This is a genomic window from Rhizobium sp. WYCCWR10014, from assembly GCF_001657485.1.
In the GTDB taxonomy this organism is placed as follows: domain Bacteria; phylum Pseudomonadota; class Alphaproteobacteria; order Rhizobiales; family Rhizobiaceae; genus Rhizobium.
Map to the genome: position 1 here is coordinate 35,614 of NZ_LXFU01000052.1, position 16,973 is coordinate 52,586.

The following is a 16,973-nucleotide window of genomic DNA, read 5'->3' on the forward strand; positions in this document are numbered from 1 at the left end:
CTCACCAGTGAATTGTATCGAACGATCTGTTCTAATCTGGGCAGAGAAGTTTCCGGGCGCAGGCTTGGCCAGAAAAATGCGGCAGGGGGTGGGAGTGAGTGAACTGACATCCGAATCCAGGTTCGTCGATAGTTTCGAGACGCATATCGCCGGGATCGACAGCGTTGCCCTCGACAAGTTGCATGCGCTGTCGATGACCGTCGCCTGGCCGCATCGTGGCGAAGACTGGCAGTTCCTGCGCGAGTTCGGCCAGGGCATCGTGGCGATCGATGAAATCGGCCGCATCCTGGGCTCTGCGATGTGGTTTCCCTACGATGCCCAATTTGCCACCATCGGCATGGTCATTACCTCGCCGCGTCTTCAAACCAATGGCGCCGGGCAATGGCTGATGGGCCACGCACTGGAGCAGGTCGCCGGGCGTAACCTCGGGCTGAATGCGACGCGCGCGGCGCGACGTCTCTATCGTTCCCTGAACTTTGTTCGGGAGGCGCTCGTCTTTCAATGTCAGGGTGAAGCGATATCGCCGCCGGATGTGGAGCTGCCGTCCGGTGCGGTGATACGGGCAGTGGCGACCGGCGATCTGGAAGCGATCGCCGAATTGGACTGCGTGGCCTTCGGCACCGATCGCAAGCTGCTCCTGGCCCGGCTCATGGCAAATTCCAAAGGCATCGTGTTAACCCGTGCCGGCAGGATCGAGGCTTTCTCGCTCTGCCGGCGGTTCGGGCGCGGCCATGTCATCGGTCCCGTTGTGGCGCGCAGTGACGCAGACGCGATCGCCGTCGTCCGCCCGCATGCCGCCGAGCATGCAGGGGCGTTCCTGCGCCTAGATACACGCGAGCAGGGCGGGACCTTTTCCGATTTCCTCTCTCGCTGTGGTCTTCCCGTTTACGACATCGTGACGACCATGTCGCTCGGCGGCCCTTGGCTTCCGGTTCCGGGACATCAGGCGGCGCATGAACCGAGGACCTATGCACTCGTCAGCCAGGCGCTCGGTTGACGCAGGCCTACCTGGCGATCGTTGTCGGGTTAAGACCCGGGACAGACCGGTATGTCGATCAGAGCCTGCCGGCGTTCAAATTCGGGCCGGAACGAACGATATTGCCAGAGACCTTCCGGGCTTTCCCGGCGGTATACGGTCTCGAGCCAGAACACTGTGTCATCGATCGGCAAGACAGGATGCCACGCATACCATTCCGACCAGATTTTTCCTGCCGGGTCTCTGTCCATGATCGCCACTCGCCTCCTCATCGTCAGCGCAACTCGAACATCCGTGCGGCACGGGAGCCGTTGCGATCCCGCGTGCCTCGGCAAATGTTCTATTGTGGAGAATAACAGGGAGGGAATATTCTTCAATGGAGATCATTTTCCCGTACTGCGCGAAGTCTTTCTTGTCCGCGGTCGGCGAATGTTTCAGGTTGTAAGATGTGGCTCTGTTGACGAATGATTTCGCCGGTGGATACAACGCCTCGATTGGACTTCGACACCGGCGATGAACTGCGGTGTTCAATCACCGCTGATCTGTTTGCGTGATGGTTTGGATGGCTCAGCTAATCGAACGCAGCCCGAGATAGGCCGCCAAACTGACGGCGGAGAGAGCGATCGTCAGCCTGGGTCTCGCATCGTCGAACATCGCCGCCAGCGAAAGGCCGAGCATCAGGATGACGGATTTTGCCCAGAGATCCTGATCGGAGACGGTGAAAGCGATTGCCGCCAGAAAGACGGCGCTTGCGACGATTGTCACGGGGGCAGATTTCTCGGCGAGATCGCCGCTTGGGAAATACGGCAGAAGAAAACGGCGCATGCTCAAGCCTGAAGCGACGCTCAGAAGAAGACAGGTCAAGACAAGTTGCAACATAGGGTCGTCGCCGATCGATCCGCAGATAGGCCTAGGCATGCAAACCTCATGCCAGCCTCAAACCCTCAAACGTCGTCCGACAGAGGCCACGTCGCGGCTTGCATGGCTATTTCCTCGGCGTCTCGACCCTTTTTTCGGCAATCGCTCGTCTGTTTGGGCTCATGCTTTTTGTCCGATGCCGAAACCGGCTTGAGCTCACGCAATGATTTTTATATAGAGAATTATCTATCGTCTTAATTCCGAAAACGAGATCCTTTCATTGGACCTTTCATCGATCGAGATATTTCTCGCCGTTGCCAGCGACCGCAGCGTTACCAAGGCTGCCAAGGCCGTAGGGCGGGTGCCGTCGAATGTGACGACGCGCGTCCAGCAATTGGAGGAGGACCTCGGCGTTTCCCTCTTCAGCCGTGACGGCAAGAAGATGACGTTGACACGGGAGGGTGAGACGTTTTTCGCCTATGCCAACCGGCTTATGGCGCTTGCGCTCGAAGCGCGCCAGGCCGTGCGGCCTCTCGCCCCATCGGGGACATTGCGGGTCGGCACCATGGAGAGCACGGCGGCAAGCAGGCTGCCGGCGGCTCTGACGCAATTCAATCAGATGTGGCCGGATGTGTCGCTTCATCTGACGATGGGGGCGTCCCGCGATCTGACCCGCGACGTTCTCTCCGATGCGCTGGATTGCGCGCTGATTGCCCGCCCGCCGAAGACGATGCGCGAGGAAGATTCGGGTTTCGATGCCGAACTCAAGGCGCTTGAGATCGAGCCGGTCTTCGTCGAAGATCTGTTGATCGTGTTGCCTTCCGGGCATCCCTCGATCAAATCCGCCGCCGACCTGCGTGTCGGATCGCTCGCTGCTTTGGAGCCCGGCTGCACCTATCGCCGGATCGCCGAAAACTGGGCGCGCAAATCGAGCGCCCTGCCGACGAGCGAACTCGGCTCCTACCACGCGATCCTGGCGAGCGTTGCGACCGGCAACACGGCCGGCGTCATGCCGCGATCCGTCCTTGATCTCATGCACTGGCCGACGCCTGTCCAGACCCATCAGCTCGGGCCTGTCGATACACTGCTCGTCTACCGCAGGAATGATCGCCCAAGCGCGTTCAACGCATTCCACGAAGTCCTCAGCGCGACAAAGGGCAGAGATATCAGGCTGGCAACAAACTAGCCGCACATCTTTCTCCTTCGCCGTCAGATAATCCTCGCTTAAAATTGGTCTTGTCATGCAGTATCCCGTTTCCCCGAAAGTGGGACCGAGCCGCTTCCGCCGCTTCCGTTTGTTCTCACCTATATTGGCCGGTGCGACCTTACGAGAGCGATTGATTGCATGCCTCGGCGCTTTGCTGGCCATCGGTCTCACCGGCGTCATCAGCGGCTATCTGTTCGGGCAGGGGCCGCATCTTCCGCTAATCGTCGCGCCGATGGGGGCGTCCGCGGTGCTTCTTTTTGCTGTGCCGGCAAGCCCGCTGGCACAGCCTTGGTCGATCATCGGCGGCAATACCATTTCCGCCCTGATGGGGATTATTGCTGCCTATTTCATCCGCGATCCGATCGTCGCGACCGGCGTCGGCGTTTCGCTTGCCATCGGCGCAATGTCCTTCACGCGCTGCCTTCATCCGCCGGGAGGAGCGGCGGCGCTGACCGCCGTGCTCGGCGGTCCTGTCGTTGCCGGCTGGGGATTCCTTTTTCCCTTCGTGCCCGTCGCTTTGAACTCCTGCATTCTCGTCGGCCTTGGCCTGCTGTTCCACAAGCTTTCCAAGCGGAATTATCCGCACGTCGTTCCGAAACCCGCGGAGAACACCCATCAGACGATCGACCTGCCATCGGCCGTGCGGGTGGGTTTTCGCGAGGAAGATGTCGATGCGGCCCTCGAAGCGCTCGACGAAACCTTCGATATCGACCGGGCAGACCTCGGCCGGCTGCTGCAGCAGGTCGAGCTGCAAGCGGCCATCCGCTCAAACGGCAAGATCAGTTGTGCCGATATCATGTCGCGTGACGTGATCGCCATTGGCGAGGCTTCGGAACCGGATGCCGCACGACATCTTCTTTTGAAGCATAATATCCGTACGCTGCCGGTGAAGGATCCTGAGGGCCGTCTCGTCGGCGCTGTCGGCTTGCGGGAGTTGTCGATGAGCACCGAGCGCATCGCGCATGCGATATCGAGGCCGGCGGTGGCCAGGCCTTCGGATCCAGCTCTGTCGCTGTTGCCCGTCCTCACAGACGGGCGCACGCATGCCGTCATCATCGTCGACGACGATTACCGCATCCTTGGCCTGATATCTCAGACGGATCTCCTGAGCGCAGTAGCGCGGCTGCTGCCAAAGGCAGACAATGCGATTCCGGCGGTGGCCTGAGCCGTGAGCGTGGAACTTAGCTGGAGAAAAAATCGGTGCTGATCGAGCGCGATTCAAATGGCGATTTTATCCTGGAATCATCGGAGCTGGCGAAACGGTTCGGATTGTCGCTGGCCGATCTTCGCCGCCACATGCGCCATGGCTCCGTCGTCAGCTCCGTGGAAATCGGCACTGCTGAACACGAGGGGACGAAACGGGTATCGCTTCGGCTCGGCAACAGGCTCTGGCAAGCGGTCTTGAACGATGAAAATGAAGTGCAGCAAGAGCAGATGACCGTTCTTCGGGGTAAATCCTCCGGACATCCGCGCTAAATCGACGCCAGCAGTCGGCAGATCGACCATGACCATGCCGGCTGGAAGCCCCTTGTTCAGTGCAGTCCGAGATAGGCCTTGCGGACGTCTTGGTTATCGAGCAGGGCGGCGCTGTCGCCGGAGAGATGAATGCGGCCGTTGACCATGACATAGGCCCGCTGCGAAAGCTTCAGTGCATGGTTGGCGTTCTGCTCGACGAGAAATATCGTTTTGCCCATCGCAGCGATCTCCCGCAAAACTTCGAAAACGCGCTTGACGATCAGCGGCGCCAGTCCGAGCGACGGTTCGTCGAACAGGATCAGTTCCGGCCGCGCCATCATGGCGCGGGCGATGGCGAGCATTTGCTGTTCGCCGCCTGACATGGTGCCGGCAGTCTGGTTTCGACGTTCCTTGAGGCGCGGGAAGAGCTCGAACATGGTGTTCCGGTCTTCTTCGAAATGGCCCATGCCGATCGGTGTCGTGCCCATCATCATATTCTCTTCGACGGACATCTCCTGGTAGATCTGCCGGCCTTCCGGGACGAGCGCTATGCCGCGTCGGGAAATCCTGCTGGTCGGCATCTGGGAGATGTCTTCGCCACGATGCAGTATCTTGCCGGATGAGGCGCGTGGCGCGCCGAAGATGGAAGAAAGCAGCGTGGTCTTGCCGGCGCCGTTCGCGCCGATCAGGCTGACGATCTCACCGGCTGAGATATGGACGTTTATCGCCTTCAACGCTTCTATCGGGCCGTAATGGGCATGAACGCCGGCGAATTCGAGAAGCGGTACCTGTTTGTTGGACGATTGGCTCATGCTGGTACCTCGTCTTCGCTGACACCGAGATAAGCTGCGACGACGGCCGGATCGTTGGCGACATGCTCAGGCGTGCCGTCGGAGATCACCTCGCCATGATCGAGCACAACGATGTGGTTCGAAATGCGCATGACGAGACCCATGTCGTGCTCGATGACGAGAACCGTCTGCTTGTGATCGGCACAGAGCCGTTGGATGACCTCGGCCAGATCCAGCGTTTCTGAGGGGTTGAGGCCGGCGGCCGGTTCGTCGAGGCATATGAGGCTCGGACCCGTGCACATGGCGCGGGCGATCTCGACCCGGCGCTGCCGGCCGTAGGGCAGTTCGCCGGCCAGGCGGTTGGCGTCGTCGGCAAGCTTCATCTGCCCCAGCCAGTGATAGGCGCGGTCGACGGCCTCTGCCTCGGCCGTGCGGAACGCCCCGGTCCGGAAAACGCCGCTGAGAATATTGTTGCGGGTGGCCAGATGCTGGGCGACCAGAAGGTTCTCGATGACCGACATTTCCTTGAACAGGCGGATGTTCTGGAACGTCCTGGCAATCCCGGCGCGCGTCACGAGATGCGAGCCGCCGGTCATCGGTTTCGTCACCAACTGACCGATATCCGTCGGACCATCGCGCCCGTTCAGCATGATGCGGCCTTCGCTGGAGCGATAGAATCCGGTGATGCAGTTGAACATCGTCGTCTTGCCGGCGCCGTTGGGACCGATCAGGGCAGTGACCGCGCCGCGTTCGACCGAGAAGCTGACGTCCCGGTTGGCGACGATGCCGCCGAAACGCATCGTCACATTCTGTACCTCGAGGATGGGGCTCATCGTCCCGCCTCCGCCTTGCCCTCGAAGGACAGTTCGGTGCCGATGCCTTCTTTCATCGAGCTCGGAAAAAATGCCGGGCGCTTGATGCGGACCAGGCCGCGCGGTTTCCAGATCATCATCACCACCATCAGGATGCCGAAGACCAGGACGCGGTATTCGGCGAACTCACGCAGAAGTTCCGGAAGAATGGTGAGAACGAGGGCTGCAGAGATGACGCCCGCCGTCGATCCGAGACCGCCAAGCACGACGATGGCGAGGATCAGCGCGGATTCGAAGAAGGTGAAGGATGTCGGGTTCACGAAGCCCTGTTGCGCGGCGAAGAAGACGCCGGCGAGGCCGCCCGTGGAGGCGCCGAGCATGAAGGCCGTGAGCTTTGTGAAGACGTGATTGACGCCGAGCGAACGGCAGGCGATCTCGTCTTCCCGCAGTGCTTCCCACATGCGGCCGAGAGGGATGACGCGCAGTCGCTCCACGGCGTAGATGACGAAGCAGACGACAAGAAACAGCACGAAATAGAGAAACCAGAACCGGTAGTCCGCACTGTAGGCGATGCCCAGATATTCATGAATGGGAACTCCGCCCTGTTTGGCGGTACGGGTGAATTCGAGGCCGAGAAAGGTGGGGGCCGGAACCGGAGCGCCGTTCGGCCCGCCGGTGAATGCCAGCCAGTTGTTCAACACGAGACGAATAATCTCGCCGAATCCGAGCGTCACGATGGCAAGATAGTCGCCATGCATCTTCAGAACGGGGAAGGCGAGGACCATGCCGAAGAGGCCGGCCAGGAATGGGGCAAGGATGAGCGCGCCCCAGAACCCGATGCCGAGATATTGCGATCCGAGCGCCAGGAGATAGGCGCCCACGGCGTAGAAGGCGACGTATCCAAGGTCGAGCAGGCCAGCAAGCCCGACGACGATGTTGAGCCCCAGGCCGAGAAGGCAATATATCAGGGCGAGGATCGCAATACCCAGGAAGTACTTGTCCGCAAAAAACGGCAGACTCAACCCGGCGAGAAACAGCACGCCAAGGACCAGCATCGGCGACCGTTCCGTGCCGGTCATGACCGTCACACCAGCGCCGTTGCCGGCCATGCGCCGGGTGAGTTTTCGACCGAGGCTGCTGATCTGGAACAACGAGAGCGCTAGACGTCCTGCCGTGACGACGGCCGCCAGCAGTACCGCGCGCGTCAGTTCGTTCGTGAACGAAAATCCGTCGAGCACCAGTCCTGAGATCGGGCCGAACAGGATGAGGGAGACCGTGAATGTGAGGAGCGCTTCCTTGAAGAGCCCCCGAAGGCGGTTGGATTCCATGGTTCTTGCTCCTCCTCAGACTTTCTGGATTTCCGGCCGGCCAAGCAGGCCATGCGGTCGGAAAAACAGAAGGGTGATGAGCAATGCGAAAGCGAAGACATCCTTGTAGTCGGTGCTGACATAGCCGGCGAAAAGCGCCTCGGTCAGGCCGAGGACGATACCGCCGAGCACGGCGCCGGGCAGCGAGCCGATCCCGCCGAGAACCGCGGCCGTAAAGGCCTTGATGCCCATGACGAAGCCGATGAAAAAGTTGAAGGAGCCGTAGTTGAAGGTGACGAGCGTTCCGCCGACGGCGGCAGTGGCCGCCCCCATGACGAACACCGTCGAAATGATCCGGTCGGTATTGACCCCGAGTATCGCGGAGATCCGGATGTTCTGCTGGGTGGCGCGGCATTCGCGGCCGATCCTGGTGTAGTTGATCACATAGCTCAGCACGCCCATGGCGATCAGCGACGCGAACAGGATCACCGTCTGCATGTAGGTGATCTGCGCGAAGTGGGTATCGTTGCCGATGCGAAACGCCCCCTGGATGAGCGTCGGCACACCCTGGTCGCGCGCGCCCTGGGCGATCTGGACGTAGCTCTGCAGCATCAGCGAGATGCCGATGGCCGAGATCAGCGGAGCAAGCTTGGTCGAGCCGCGAAGCGGCCGATAGGCGACGCGCTCGATCACCCAGCCATAGACGGCCGTGATTGCGCAGCTGATCACCAGCACTGAAATCAAGGCGAAGGGAACCGACTGAACGCCGAAATAGCCAAGGACGGCAAGCGTGATGGCGGCGATATAGGCCGATACCATATAGACGTCGCCATGGGCGAAGTTGATCATCCGGATGACGCCGTAGACCATGGTGTATCCGACCGCGATCAGGCCGTAGATCGTCCCCAGCGTGATGCCATTGAACAATTGTTGAACCAGGATGTAAAAGTCCATGGTGAACCCCTCTTATGGTTTTCGGGGATGGATAAGCCGGCCGAACCTAAAGCGCGTCGCGATCTTTCAGAGTCTTCGGTCGCGCTTTAGGTCTTTATTTTTCCGCATGTCGTTGCCGCAAAACCGCTGCACACATTTGCGCGACAAGCGTTAGGTCCGGCCGGCTCGGGCAAAATGCCTTACTTCACCAGGACAGGGGTTCCCTTGTCGTCGAAGTTGTAGAAGACGAACTTGAAGTCCTTTATGTCGCCCTTGGCGTCCCAGGTGATCTTGCCGATGGCGGAATCGACGGTGTTGCTGCGGAGATAGTCAGCCTGGGCTTTCAACTCGTCGCCGGCCTTCAGTGCTGCAACGACGGCCTGCGCATTGGCATAGCCATAGAGCACGTAGTTTGCCGGCGTGATGTTGGCTTTCTTCAGCGAATCCTGGACGCCCTGCGTAGAGGGATCGGCCAGCGGGTCCGGTGTTGCCGAATAATAGACGTTCTTGAGGTTCTCAGCGCCGCCGGCCGCCGCGACCAGTTCCGCCTGGGCGAAGGCGTCACCGCTGACGATGACCACGTCGACACCCTGCTCCTTCAACTGGCGGATCAGCGGGCCGCCTTCGGGAATGAGACCGCCGAAATAGACGGCGTTGGCGCCGGAGCTCTTGATCTTGGTGACGAGCGCGTTGAAGTCACGTTCGCCACGGGTCAGGCCTTCGTACATTACAGGCTTGATTCCGCGCGCTTCGATCGTCTTCTTGACGGCGTCCACCAGGCCCTGGCCATAGGTGTCCTTGTCGTGGATGAGGGCGATCTTGTCCCGCTTCAGCGTATCCAGAATGAAGCTGCCGGCGACAACGGCCTGCTGGTCGTCACGGCCGCAGCCACGAAACAGATTGTCGAAACCGCGATCGGTCACGGTCGGGTTGGTCGAGGACGGCGTCATTTCGAGGATGCCGGCATCATTATAGATTTCGGAAGCGGGAATCGTGTTGGACGAGCAGAAATGCCCGATCACCGCCTGGACCTTGTCCTGGTCAACGAAACGATTGGCGACGGCAACGGCCTGCTTCGGTTCGCAGGCGTCGTCACCCTTCACCAGTTCAATCTTCTTGCCGTTGATGCCGCCCGACGCGTTGACGTCGGTGACGTAGGCGGACACGCCGCTGAATACCTGCTCGCCAAAGGTCGCATTGGCGCCGGTAAAGGGGCCGGCGACGCCGATCTTGATCGTATCGGCCGCAAAAGCGTTGGAAAACAGCAAGGCGGAGGCGACGGCGGTGGCGCTAAGAAGTGTTGATATGGGTTTCATGTGTTCTTCCCTCTGGTTGAAGCCGTTCGATTTTTGGTCGTCCTCGACGCGGTTCAAGTCCGCGTTCGTGCTTCGCCGTGAAGGTGAAGCTATTAGTTTTGTTAGGTAAATTCTCTTTGTCTCAGCCGCTGAGAAGAGCGAGTTTCGAGACTTTGCTCCTTTTCATAATTGACACTTATATGATAAGTGACATATACGAAGATCGTCAAGCAGAAATGTTGCGGCATCGCTTGCAACAGTGAAGAATGGCAGGATCGATGACCGCGCAAGCGCGGCCTCAACGTTAAGAAAGCGGGGAACAAGACGGTGAGCAGCACGCCACGAAACTGCCGGGTCGGCGTCGATATCGGCGGCACCTTTACGGATATCGCTCTCGACATCGATGGGACGCTTCACTCGACGAAGATCCTGACGGACTATACGGCGCCGGAGCGGGCGATCCTCAAGGGTGTGAAGGCTGTCGCCGACATGGCGGGCATCGCCCTTTCAGAGATCGGCATCCTCATTCATGGGACGACGCTTGCCACCAACGCGCTCATCGAGCGGCGCGGCGCCAAGACCGCCTTCGTGACGACGGAAGGTTTTCGCGACGTGCTCGAGATGCGCACCGAGAACCGTTTCGAGCAATATGATCTCAATATTTCCCTGCCGCCGGCTCTCATCGCGCGCGCAGACCGCTTCGTCGTGCGTGAGCGTATCGATGCGGCGGGCAAGGTTCTGCTTGATCTGGACAATGCTTCGGTTGCAACCGTCGTCGAGAAGGTCGCGGCAGGCGGCTATGAAAGTGTCGCGATCGGCTTCATTCATGCCTATGCCAATGGCGCACACGAGATCGCCGTCCGCGATGCGATCGTGAAGCGCCTTCCTGGCCTCTCCGTTTCGATCTCGTCGGAGGTTTCTCCGCAGATGCGCGAATTCGAACGCTTCAACACAGTCTGTGCCAATGCCTACGTCAAGCCGGCGATCAAATCCTATCTCGACCGTCTCGTCGTGTCGCTGAAGGATATCGGCGTCCGCTGCCCGGTCTTCATGATCCACTCCGGCGGTGGGATCGTCTCGGTCGAGAGCGCCTCCGAATTTCCGGTGCGCCTCGTCGAATCCGGTCCGGCGGGCGGCGCGATCTTCGCGGCCGACATCGCTCGTCAATACGGTCTCGATACGGTTCTTTCCTTCGACATGGGCGGCACCACCGCCAAGATCTGCCTTATCGAAAATCAGGTACCGAAGACGGCCAAGACTTTCGAGGTCGCGCGCACCTATCGGTTCCGCAAGGGATCCGGCATGCCGATTTCCATCCCCGTCGTCGAGATGGTCGAAATCGGCGCAGGCGGCGGTTCGATCGCTTCGGTCGACGCAATGCGCCAGATCCGCGTCGGCCCGCATTCGGCAGCCTCCGAGCCGGGCCCAGCCTGTTATCAGCGCGGCGGCAAGAACCCCACCGTGACCGATGCGGACCTGATCCTCGGCAAGCTCGATCCCGCCAATTTCGCGGGCGGCGCGATCCCGCTTTCCGTCGAGGCGAGCCGCCAGGCGATGAGCGACGATATCGGCGCGGTCATCGGCCTCGACCCGGAGGCTTCCGCTTACGGCACGTGCGAAATGGTCGACGAGAACATGGCCAATGCCGGCCGCGTCCACACCGTCGAGAACGGCAAGAACATTTCCGATTTCACCATGATCACCTTCGGTGGCGCGGGACCGCTGCATGCCGCACGCCTCTGCGAAAAGATGGGGATCTCGACCTTCCTCGTTCCGCCGGGCGCCGGCGTCGGTTCCGCGATCGGTTTCCTCAAGGCGCCGTTCGGCTACGAATCGGTCCGCAGCGCCGTCTTCAGCCTGTCGAATTTCGAATATTTAGAGGCCAACCGCCTGCTGCAAGCCATGAAGGCTGAAGCACTCGGCTTTGTCGAAGGCGGGCTCGACACAGGCTCCCCGGTGATCGAGCGCACGCTGTTCATGCGCTATGCCGGGCAGGGCTGGGATATCCCGGTCCCGCTTGCCGACGACAATTTCGACCCTGCGAGCGCCGAGACGATCGCGGCCTCTTTCGAAAAGGAATATGAGCGCTTCTTCGGCCGCGCCATCGAGGGTCTCGATATCGAGATCGTCAGCTGGTCGGTCAAGGCGAGTTCGCCGCTCCCGCCGGTCGAACGCGTGGCCTCCGTCGCCGAAGGCAATGTCGTGCGGCCGGGCAAGACCCGACGCCTGTTCGAGGCTTCCCAAGGCGCCTATCTCGAAGCCGGCATTCACGAGCGCACCGGCCTGAAGTCCGGCGACGTGATCAAGGGCCCGGCCGTCATCGTCGAGCGTGAGACCTCAACCGTTCTCACTTCCTCCTTCAAGGCCATCGTTCAGCACGACGGCTGCCTTCTCGCAACCCGGATCTGAGGATAGTCACATGAACCAATCCATGATCGATATCCATATGCAGGTCATGTGGAACCGGCTGATCTCTGTCGTTGAAGAGCAGGCGCAGACCCTGATCCGCACGGCCTTCTCCACCTCCGTGCGCGAGGCGGGCGATCTGTCGGCCGGCGTCTTCGACCTGGAAGGCCGTATGCTGGCGCAGGCGGTTACCGGCACGCCCGGCCACGTCAACGCCATGGCGGAATCCGTCGCGCATTTCATTCGCGACATCGGGCCGGACAATATCTTTGAAGGCGACGTCTACATCACCAATGATCCCTGGAAGGGAACGGGCCACTTGCACGACATCACCGTCGTCACGCCCTCCTTCCATCACGGCAAGCTGGTCGGTTATTTCGCCTCGACCGCGCATGTCGTCGATGTCGGCGGCCGCGGTTTCGGGCCGGATGCCCGCGAAGTTTATGAAGAGGGTCTCTTCATTCCGATCATGAAGTTCTTCGAGCGCGGCGAACTGAACCGGACGCTGATCCATATCGTGCGAAACAATGTTCGCGAAAACGATAAGGTCGTCGGTGACTTCTATGCGCTCGCCGCCTGCAACGAAACGGGCCAGCGCCGGCTGGTCGACATGCTGCCGGAATTCAATCTCCCTGACCTGTCGACGATCGGCGGCTTCATCCTCAAGCACAGCCGCGAGGCAACGCTGGAGCGGCTGAAGAACCTTCCGCATGGCTCCTGGAACTATAGCCTCGACCTCGACGGCTATGACGAGCCGGTGCATCTCGCCGCCAAGCTGAGCATCGGCCCCGATGGCGTCGTGGTCGATTTCGACGGCACCTCAGGCATGAGCAAGTTCGGCATCAATGTGCCGCTCGTCTATGCCAAAGCCTATGCCTGCTACGGCATCAAATGCGTCGTGGCGCCGGAAATTCCAAACAATGCGGCCTCCCTCGCGCCCTTCGAGGTGGTGGCGCCGGAAGGCTGCATCCTCAATGCCAAGCGGCCGGCGCCGGTCGCCGTCCGCCACGTTCTCGGCCATTTCGTCCCGGATCTCGTGCTGGGCGCGCTGCATCAGGCACTTCCAGGCCAGGTCCCGGCGGAAGGTGCCAGCGCGCTCTGGAACCTGCATATGAGCGTGCGCCCCGTCTCCGATCAGATCGGCGGCAAGGGCGCGGAAATCCTGATGTTCAATTCCGGAGGCACCGGCGCGCGCGCCGCTCTCGATGGCTTGAACGCCACCGCCTTTCCGAGCGGCGTGCACACGATGCCGATCGAGGCGACGGAGAATGTCGGTCCCGTCATCATCTGGCGCAAGGAATTGCGCGAGGGGTCAGGGGGTGCCGGCGCGCAGCGCGGCGGTCTCGGCCAGATGATCGAGATCGAAGCGGCCGAAGGCTTCAGCTTCCGCTTCTCCGCCATGTTCGACAGGCTTGGCCACCCCGCACGCGGCCGCGAAGGCGGACTGAACGGCACGGCCGGCGCAGTGGCTCTCGACGACGGTACGGTTCTCAAGGGCAAGGGGCTGCAATTCGTACCGGAAGGCCGGCGCCTGGTTCTGTCGCTTCCGGGCGGCGGCGGTTACGGCGATCCGGCACATCGCCCGGCTGATGCGGTCGAGCACGATCTGAAGCATGGATACATCACAGAAGAACAGGCTGAAGCCTACGGCAGGAGCCGATCTAAGGGAGGCAAGGCATGAATATGATTGCATTCGAAAGCACACGCGTTGCGACGATCAAGTCCTCACCGTCCATGGCGGTATCGGTCGCCGCCAAGGCGATGCGGGCCAAAGGAGAGCATGTCGTCGACCTGTCGCTCGGCGAGCCCGATTTCGACACACCTGATCATATCGTCCAGGCGGCGATCGAGGCCATGCGCAAGGGGCTTACTCGCTATACCGCGCCGGACGGACTGGTGGAGCTGCGCGAAGCGATCGTCGCCAAGTTCAAACGCGAGAACGGCCTCGACTACGCCATGGATGAGATCTCCATCGGCAACGGCGCCAAGCAGATACTTTTCAATGCATTCCTGGCCACGCTGGAGCCCGGCGACGAGGTGGTCGTGCCGGCGCCTTACTGGGTCTCCTACACCGACATCATCATCCTGCACGGCGGCATTCCGAAGATCGTGCCCTGCGGTGTCGAAGATGCCTTCAAGATCACAGCCGAGCGGCTGGAAGCCGCCATCACGCCGCAGACGCGTTGGTTCCTGTTCAATTCTCCATCCAATCCGACGGGGGCGATCTATACGGCGGACGAACTGAAGGCGCTCGGTGCGGTGCTGGCGCGGCATCCCCACGTGGCGATCATGTCGGATGAGATCTACGAACATATCGTCTGCGGCGACGTGCCCTTCACGTCGTTCGTCGTCGCGTGCCCGGAGCTGAAGGACCGCACGCTCATCATCAACGGCGTATCCAAGGCCTATGCCATGACAGGATGGCGGCTCGGCTATGCGGCCGGCCCGCGAGAACTGACCAGGGCCTTGAACAAGCTTCAGTCCCAGAGCACGACCTGCCCGTCCTCGATCACCCAGTTTGCGGCCGCCGCAGCGCTCAACGGTCCCCAGGACTTCGTCACGACGGCGGTTGCCGAATACAAGGCGCGCGGCGAACTGGTCGCAAGGGGCTTCAGCGCAATACCCGGTCTTGATGTGCGGGCTCCGGAAGGGGCCTTCTACCTCTTTCCCAAATGCGCCCACTATATCGGCAAGACGGCGCCCGATGGCGCCAGGATTTCCAACGATACGGAACTGGCCTCCTATCTCCTGAGCGAAGGCAAGGTCGCAACCGTTCCCGGTGCCGCTTTCGGCGTCGAACCCTATATTCGCCTTTCCTTCGCGACATCGCGTGACAATCTAGCCATTGCCATCGAGCGCACCGCCGATGCACTGGCCAAACTTCGCTAAAGGGAAAATTCGATGACCGATTATCAGCGCACGCTTCTGACCGGCGCGGCCGGCGCTCTGGGAACCCAGCTGCGCAAGTCAGGAACAAGGCTTGGCAAGATCCTCAGACTGTCTGCACGCAAGCCCTGCGAGAACATCGAACCGCACGAGGAGGATTTCCCGGCCGACCTTTCCGACTTCGACGCCGTTTCGAAAGCCGTGGAGGGTTGCGACGCCATCATTCATATGGGCGGTCAGGGGCTGGAGGCCCCCTGGAACACCATCCTCAACGCCAACATCGTCGGCAGCTACAACATCTATGAGGCAGCCCGGCAGCATGGCGTCAAGCGCATCGTCTATGCCAGCTCCGTTCACGCCATCGGCTTTTACGAGCGCACCGAGACCATCGACGGCAACGTTCCGACCCGCCCCGACAGTCTCTACGGCGTGTCGAAGACCTTCGTCGAAAACCTCGGCCGTTACTATTTCGACAAGTTCGGGATCGAGACCGTGAGCCTGCGCATCGGCTCGTCCTTCGCGGAGCCGACGGACCGGCGCCACCTCATCACCTGGCTTTCCTATCGCGATTGCCGCCAGCTTGTCGAAAAGGGCCTGTCGGCCGAACGCGTCGGCTTCATGGTCGCCTACGGCATGTCGAACAACAGCCGGGCGTTCTGGGACAACCGCACGGCGGCATCGCTTGGATACAAGCCGGAAGACAGCGCCGACGATTATGCTGACAAGGTCTTCGGCAAGACCAAACAAGGCGATCCCAACGATCCGGCGGTGCGCTTCCAGGGCGGCAGCTTTGCCGCCGCCGGCCACTATGAAGACGAGAAGAAGTGAGACGCGCCCGATGCAAGCTTCCAAGTCATCCTATGACGTGGTGATCGTCGGCGGTGCAGTGGTCGGCAGTTCGACGGCATATTTTCTGGCGACCAACCCTGACTTCAACGGATCGGTCCTGGTGATCGAGAAGGACTGGACCTATCAGCGGTCGGCGACGGCGCTGTCTTCCAGCTCCATCCGCCATCAATTTTCGAATGCGATCAATGTCAAAGTCTCGCAGTTCGGGACCGAGTTCATCCGCCACTTCAAGGAAAACGTCACCGTCGACGACGACACGCCGGAGATCGGTTTTCACGAAGCCGGTTATCTGTTCCTCGCCGCGGACGATCGCGGCGACCAGGTTCTCCAGCGCAACCACGAGACCCAGGTCTCGTGCGGCGCGGAGGTGACGCTTCTCGATCCGGATGGTCTCGGCCGGCGGTTTCCCTGGCTGAACCTCGAAGGATTGACGCTCGGCAGCACCGGCGAGCGGGGCGAGGGCTGGTTCGACAGCGTCGGTCTGCTGCAGGGCTTTCGCAAGAAGGCGCGCGCGCTCGGCGTCGAATACATCGAAGACGAAGTTGTTGCCATCAACAGAGAGGGAGACCGCATCGTTTCCGTGTCGACGAAGAGCGGCCAGACGGTCGCCTGCGGCACGATGGTCAATACATCAGGCACCAACGGCAAGAAAATCGCCCGGATGGCCGGGCTCGACGTTCCCGTGGAGCCACGCCGACGCTCGCTGTTCGTCGTCGATTGCCGCACGCCCCTGGAAGGAAAGGTGGGCCTGACAATCGACCCCACGGGTGTTTTCTTCCGGCCCGAGGGCAAGTTTTATCTGATGGGCACCTATCCCAAACATGACCCTGAGGTGGATCCGAACGATTTCGATGTCATGCACGACGAATTCGACGAGGAAATCTGGCCGATCCTGGCGAACCGGGTTCCGGCCTTCGAGGCGATCAAGGTCGTCAATTCCTGGGCCGGCCACTATGACTATTGCACCCTCGATCACAATGTCGTCCTCGGACCACATACTGAGGTCAGCAATTTCCTCTTCGCAAACGGCTTCTCGGGGCACGGTCTCCAGCAGTCGCCGGCAATGGGACGGGGTCTCTCGGAACTGATTACCTATGGCGGCTTCAAGACGCTTGATCTTTCGCCATTCGGCTACGAGCGGGTAGTCGCACAGCGCCCCTTCCTCGAAGACGCCGTCATTTAACGAACAGCATAGGGG

General features: G+C 60.8%; 16 protein-coding genes. 9 read left to right on the forward strand and 7 right to left on the reverse strand.

Going from position 1 to position 16,973, the window contains the following annotated elements; translation table 11 throughout:
* Nucleotides 1-76 precede the first annotated feature (76 nt).
* Nucleotides 77-997, forward strand: a complete 921-nt coding sequence (locus tag A6U98_RS32815; protein ID WP_064655399.1) for a GNAT family N-acetyltransferase — start codon at nucleotides 77-79, stop codon at nucleotides 995-997.
* Nucleotides 998-1,026: 29 nt separating this feature from the next.
* Here A6U98_RS32815 and A6U98_RS37925 read toward each other — a convergent pair whose 3' ends face one another.
* Together A6U98_RS37925 and A6U98_RS32825 are read right to left on the reverse strand one after the other, a co-directional pair.
* A complete protein-coding gene (locus A6U98_RS37925; protein ID WP_082934047.1) occupies nucleotides 1,027-1,227 on the reverse strand; it encodes a hypothetical protein in 201 nt (66 codons plus the stop codon).
* A gap of 316 nt (nucleotides 1,228-1,543) precedes the next feature.
* On the reverse strand, nucleotides 1,544-1,855 hold the full coding sequence (locus A6U98_RS32825; RefSeq protein WP_064655400.1) for a hypothetical protein: 312 nt from the start codon (nucleotides 1,853-1,855) through the stop codon (nucleotides 1,544-1,546).
* 259 nt (nucleotides 1,856-2,114) lie between these two features.
* Here A6U98_RS32825 and A6U98_RS32830 point away from each other — a divergent pair, with 259 nt between their 5' ends.
* The 3 genes from A6U98_RS32830 to A6U98_RS32840 are packed head-to-tail and all read left to right on the forward strand — an operon-like array spanning nucleotide 2,115 to nucleotide 4,517.
* A complete protein-coding gene (locus A6U98_RS32830) occupies nucleotides 2,115-3,020 on the forward strand; it encodes a LysR substrate-binding domain-containing protein (protein WP_064655401.1) in 906 nt (301 codons plus the stop codon).
* Between the two features lie 55 nt (nucleotides 3,021-3,075).
* Nucleotides 3,076-4,206: an HPP family protein gene (locus A6U98_RS32835; protein ID WP_064655402.1), complete on the forward strand. Its 1,131-nt coding sequence runs from the start codon at nucleotides 3,076-3,078 to the stop codon at nucleotides 4,204-4,206.
* 35 nt (nucleotides 4,207-4,241) lie between these two features.
* Nucleotides 4,242-4,517, forward strand: coding sequence for a DUF6522 family protein (locus A6U98_RS32840; protein WP_064655403.1), 276 nt, complete (start codon nucleotides 4,242-4,244; stop codon nucleotides 4,515-4,517).
* A gap of 56 nt (nucleotides 4,518-4,573) precedes the next feature.
* On the opposite strand, the gene A6U98_RS32845 is transcribed toward A6U98_RS32840, so the two are convergent.
* The 5 genes from A6U98_RS32845 to A6U98_RS32865 form a co-directional block, all read right to left on the reverse strand.
* On the reverse strand, nucleotides 4,574-5,308 hold the full coding sequence (locus A6U98_RS32845) for an ABC transporter ATP-binding protein (protein WP_064655404.1): 735 nt from the start codon (nucleotides 5,306-5,308) through the stop codon (nucleotides 4,574-4,576).
* Nucleotides 5,305-6,120, reverse strand: coding sequence for an ABC transporter ATP-binding protein (locus A6U98_RS32850; protein ID WP_064655405.1), 816 nt, complete (start codon nucleotides 6,118-6,120; stop codon nucleotides 5,305-5,307). The genes A6U98_RS32845 and A6U98_RS32850 overlap by 4 nt, the downstream gene beginning before the upstream one ends.
* A complete protein-coding gene (gene livM, locus A6U98_RS32855) occupies nucleotides 6,117-7,427 on the reverse strand; it encodes a high-affinity branched-chain amino acid ABC transporter permease LivM (protein ID WP_064655406.1) in 1,311 nt (436 codons plus the stop codon). The genes A6U98_RS32850 and livM overlap by 4 nt, the downstream gene beginning before the upstream one ends.
* A gap of 15 nt (nucleotides 7,428-7,442) precedes the next feature.
* The gene (locus tag A6U98_RS32860) at nucleotides 7,443-8,360 is read right to left on the reverse strand and encodes a branched-chain amino acid ABC transporter permease LivH (RefSeq protein WP_064655407.1); all 918 of its coding nucleotides are present in this window, start codon (nucleotides 8,358-8,360) and stop codon (nucleotides 7,443-7,445) included.
* Between the two features lie 179 nt (nucleotides 8,361-8,539).
* Nucleotides 8,540-9,655 carry an ABC transporter substrate-binding protein gene (locus A6U98_RS32865; protein ID WP_064655617.1) on the reverse strand — a complete coding sequence of 372 codons (1,116 nt, stop codon included), beginning with the start codon at nucleotides 9,653-9,655 and terminating at the stop codon, nucleotides 8,540-8,542.
* A gap of 306 nt (nucleotides 9,656-9,961) precedes the next feature.
* Between A6U98_RS32865 and A6U98_RS32870 the strand changes: the two genes are divergently transcribed.
* From A6U98_RS32870 to A6U98_RS32890, 5 genes are read left to right on the forward strand one after another with little or no spacing between them, the layout of a single operon-like run.
* Nucleotides 9,962-12,043, forward strand: coding sequence for a hydantoinase/oxoprolinase family protein (locus A6U98_RS32870; RefSeq protein ID WP_064655408.1), 2,082 nt, complete (start codon nucleotides 9,962-9,964; stop codon nucleotides 12,041-12,043).
* A 10-nt stretch (nucleotides 12,044-12,053) separates the two neighbouring features.
* Nucleotides 12,054-13,721, forward strand: coding sequence for a hydantoinase B/oxoprolinase family protein (locus A6U98_RS32875; protein ID WP_064655409.1), 1,668 nt, complete (start codon nucleotides 12,054-12,056; stop codon nucleotides 13,719-13,721).
* Nucleotides 13,718-14,929: a pyridoxal phosphate-dependent aminotransferase gene (locus A6U98_RS32880; RefSeq protein WP_064655410.1), complete on the forward strand. Its 1,212-nt coding sequence runs from the start codon at nucleotides 13,718-13,720 to the stop codon at nucleotides 14,927-14,929. The genes A6U98_RS32875 and A6U98_RS32880 overlap by 4 nt, the downstream gene beginning before the upstream one ends.
* Before the next feature lie 12 nt (nucleotides 14,930-14,941).
* Nucleotides 14,942-15,754, forward strand: coding sequence for an NAD(P)-dependent oxidoreductase (locus tag A6U98_RS32885; RefSeq protein WP_064655411.1), 813 nt, complete (start codon nucleotides 14,942-14,944; stop codon nucleotides 15,752-15,754).
* A gap of 10 nt (nucleotides 15,755-15,764) precedes the next feature.
* Nucleotides 15,765-16,958, forward strand: coding sequence for an FAD-binding oxidoreductase (locus tag A6U98_RS32890; protein ID WP_064655412.1), 1,194 nt, complete (start codon nucleotides 15,765-15,767; stop codon nucleotides 16,956-16,958).
* Nucleotides 16,959-16,973: the final 15 nt, after the last annotated feature.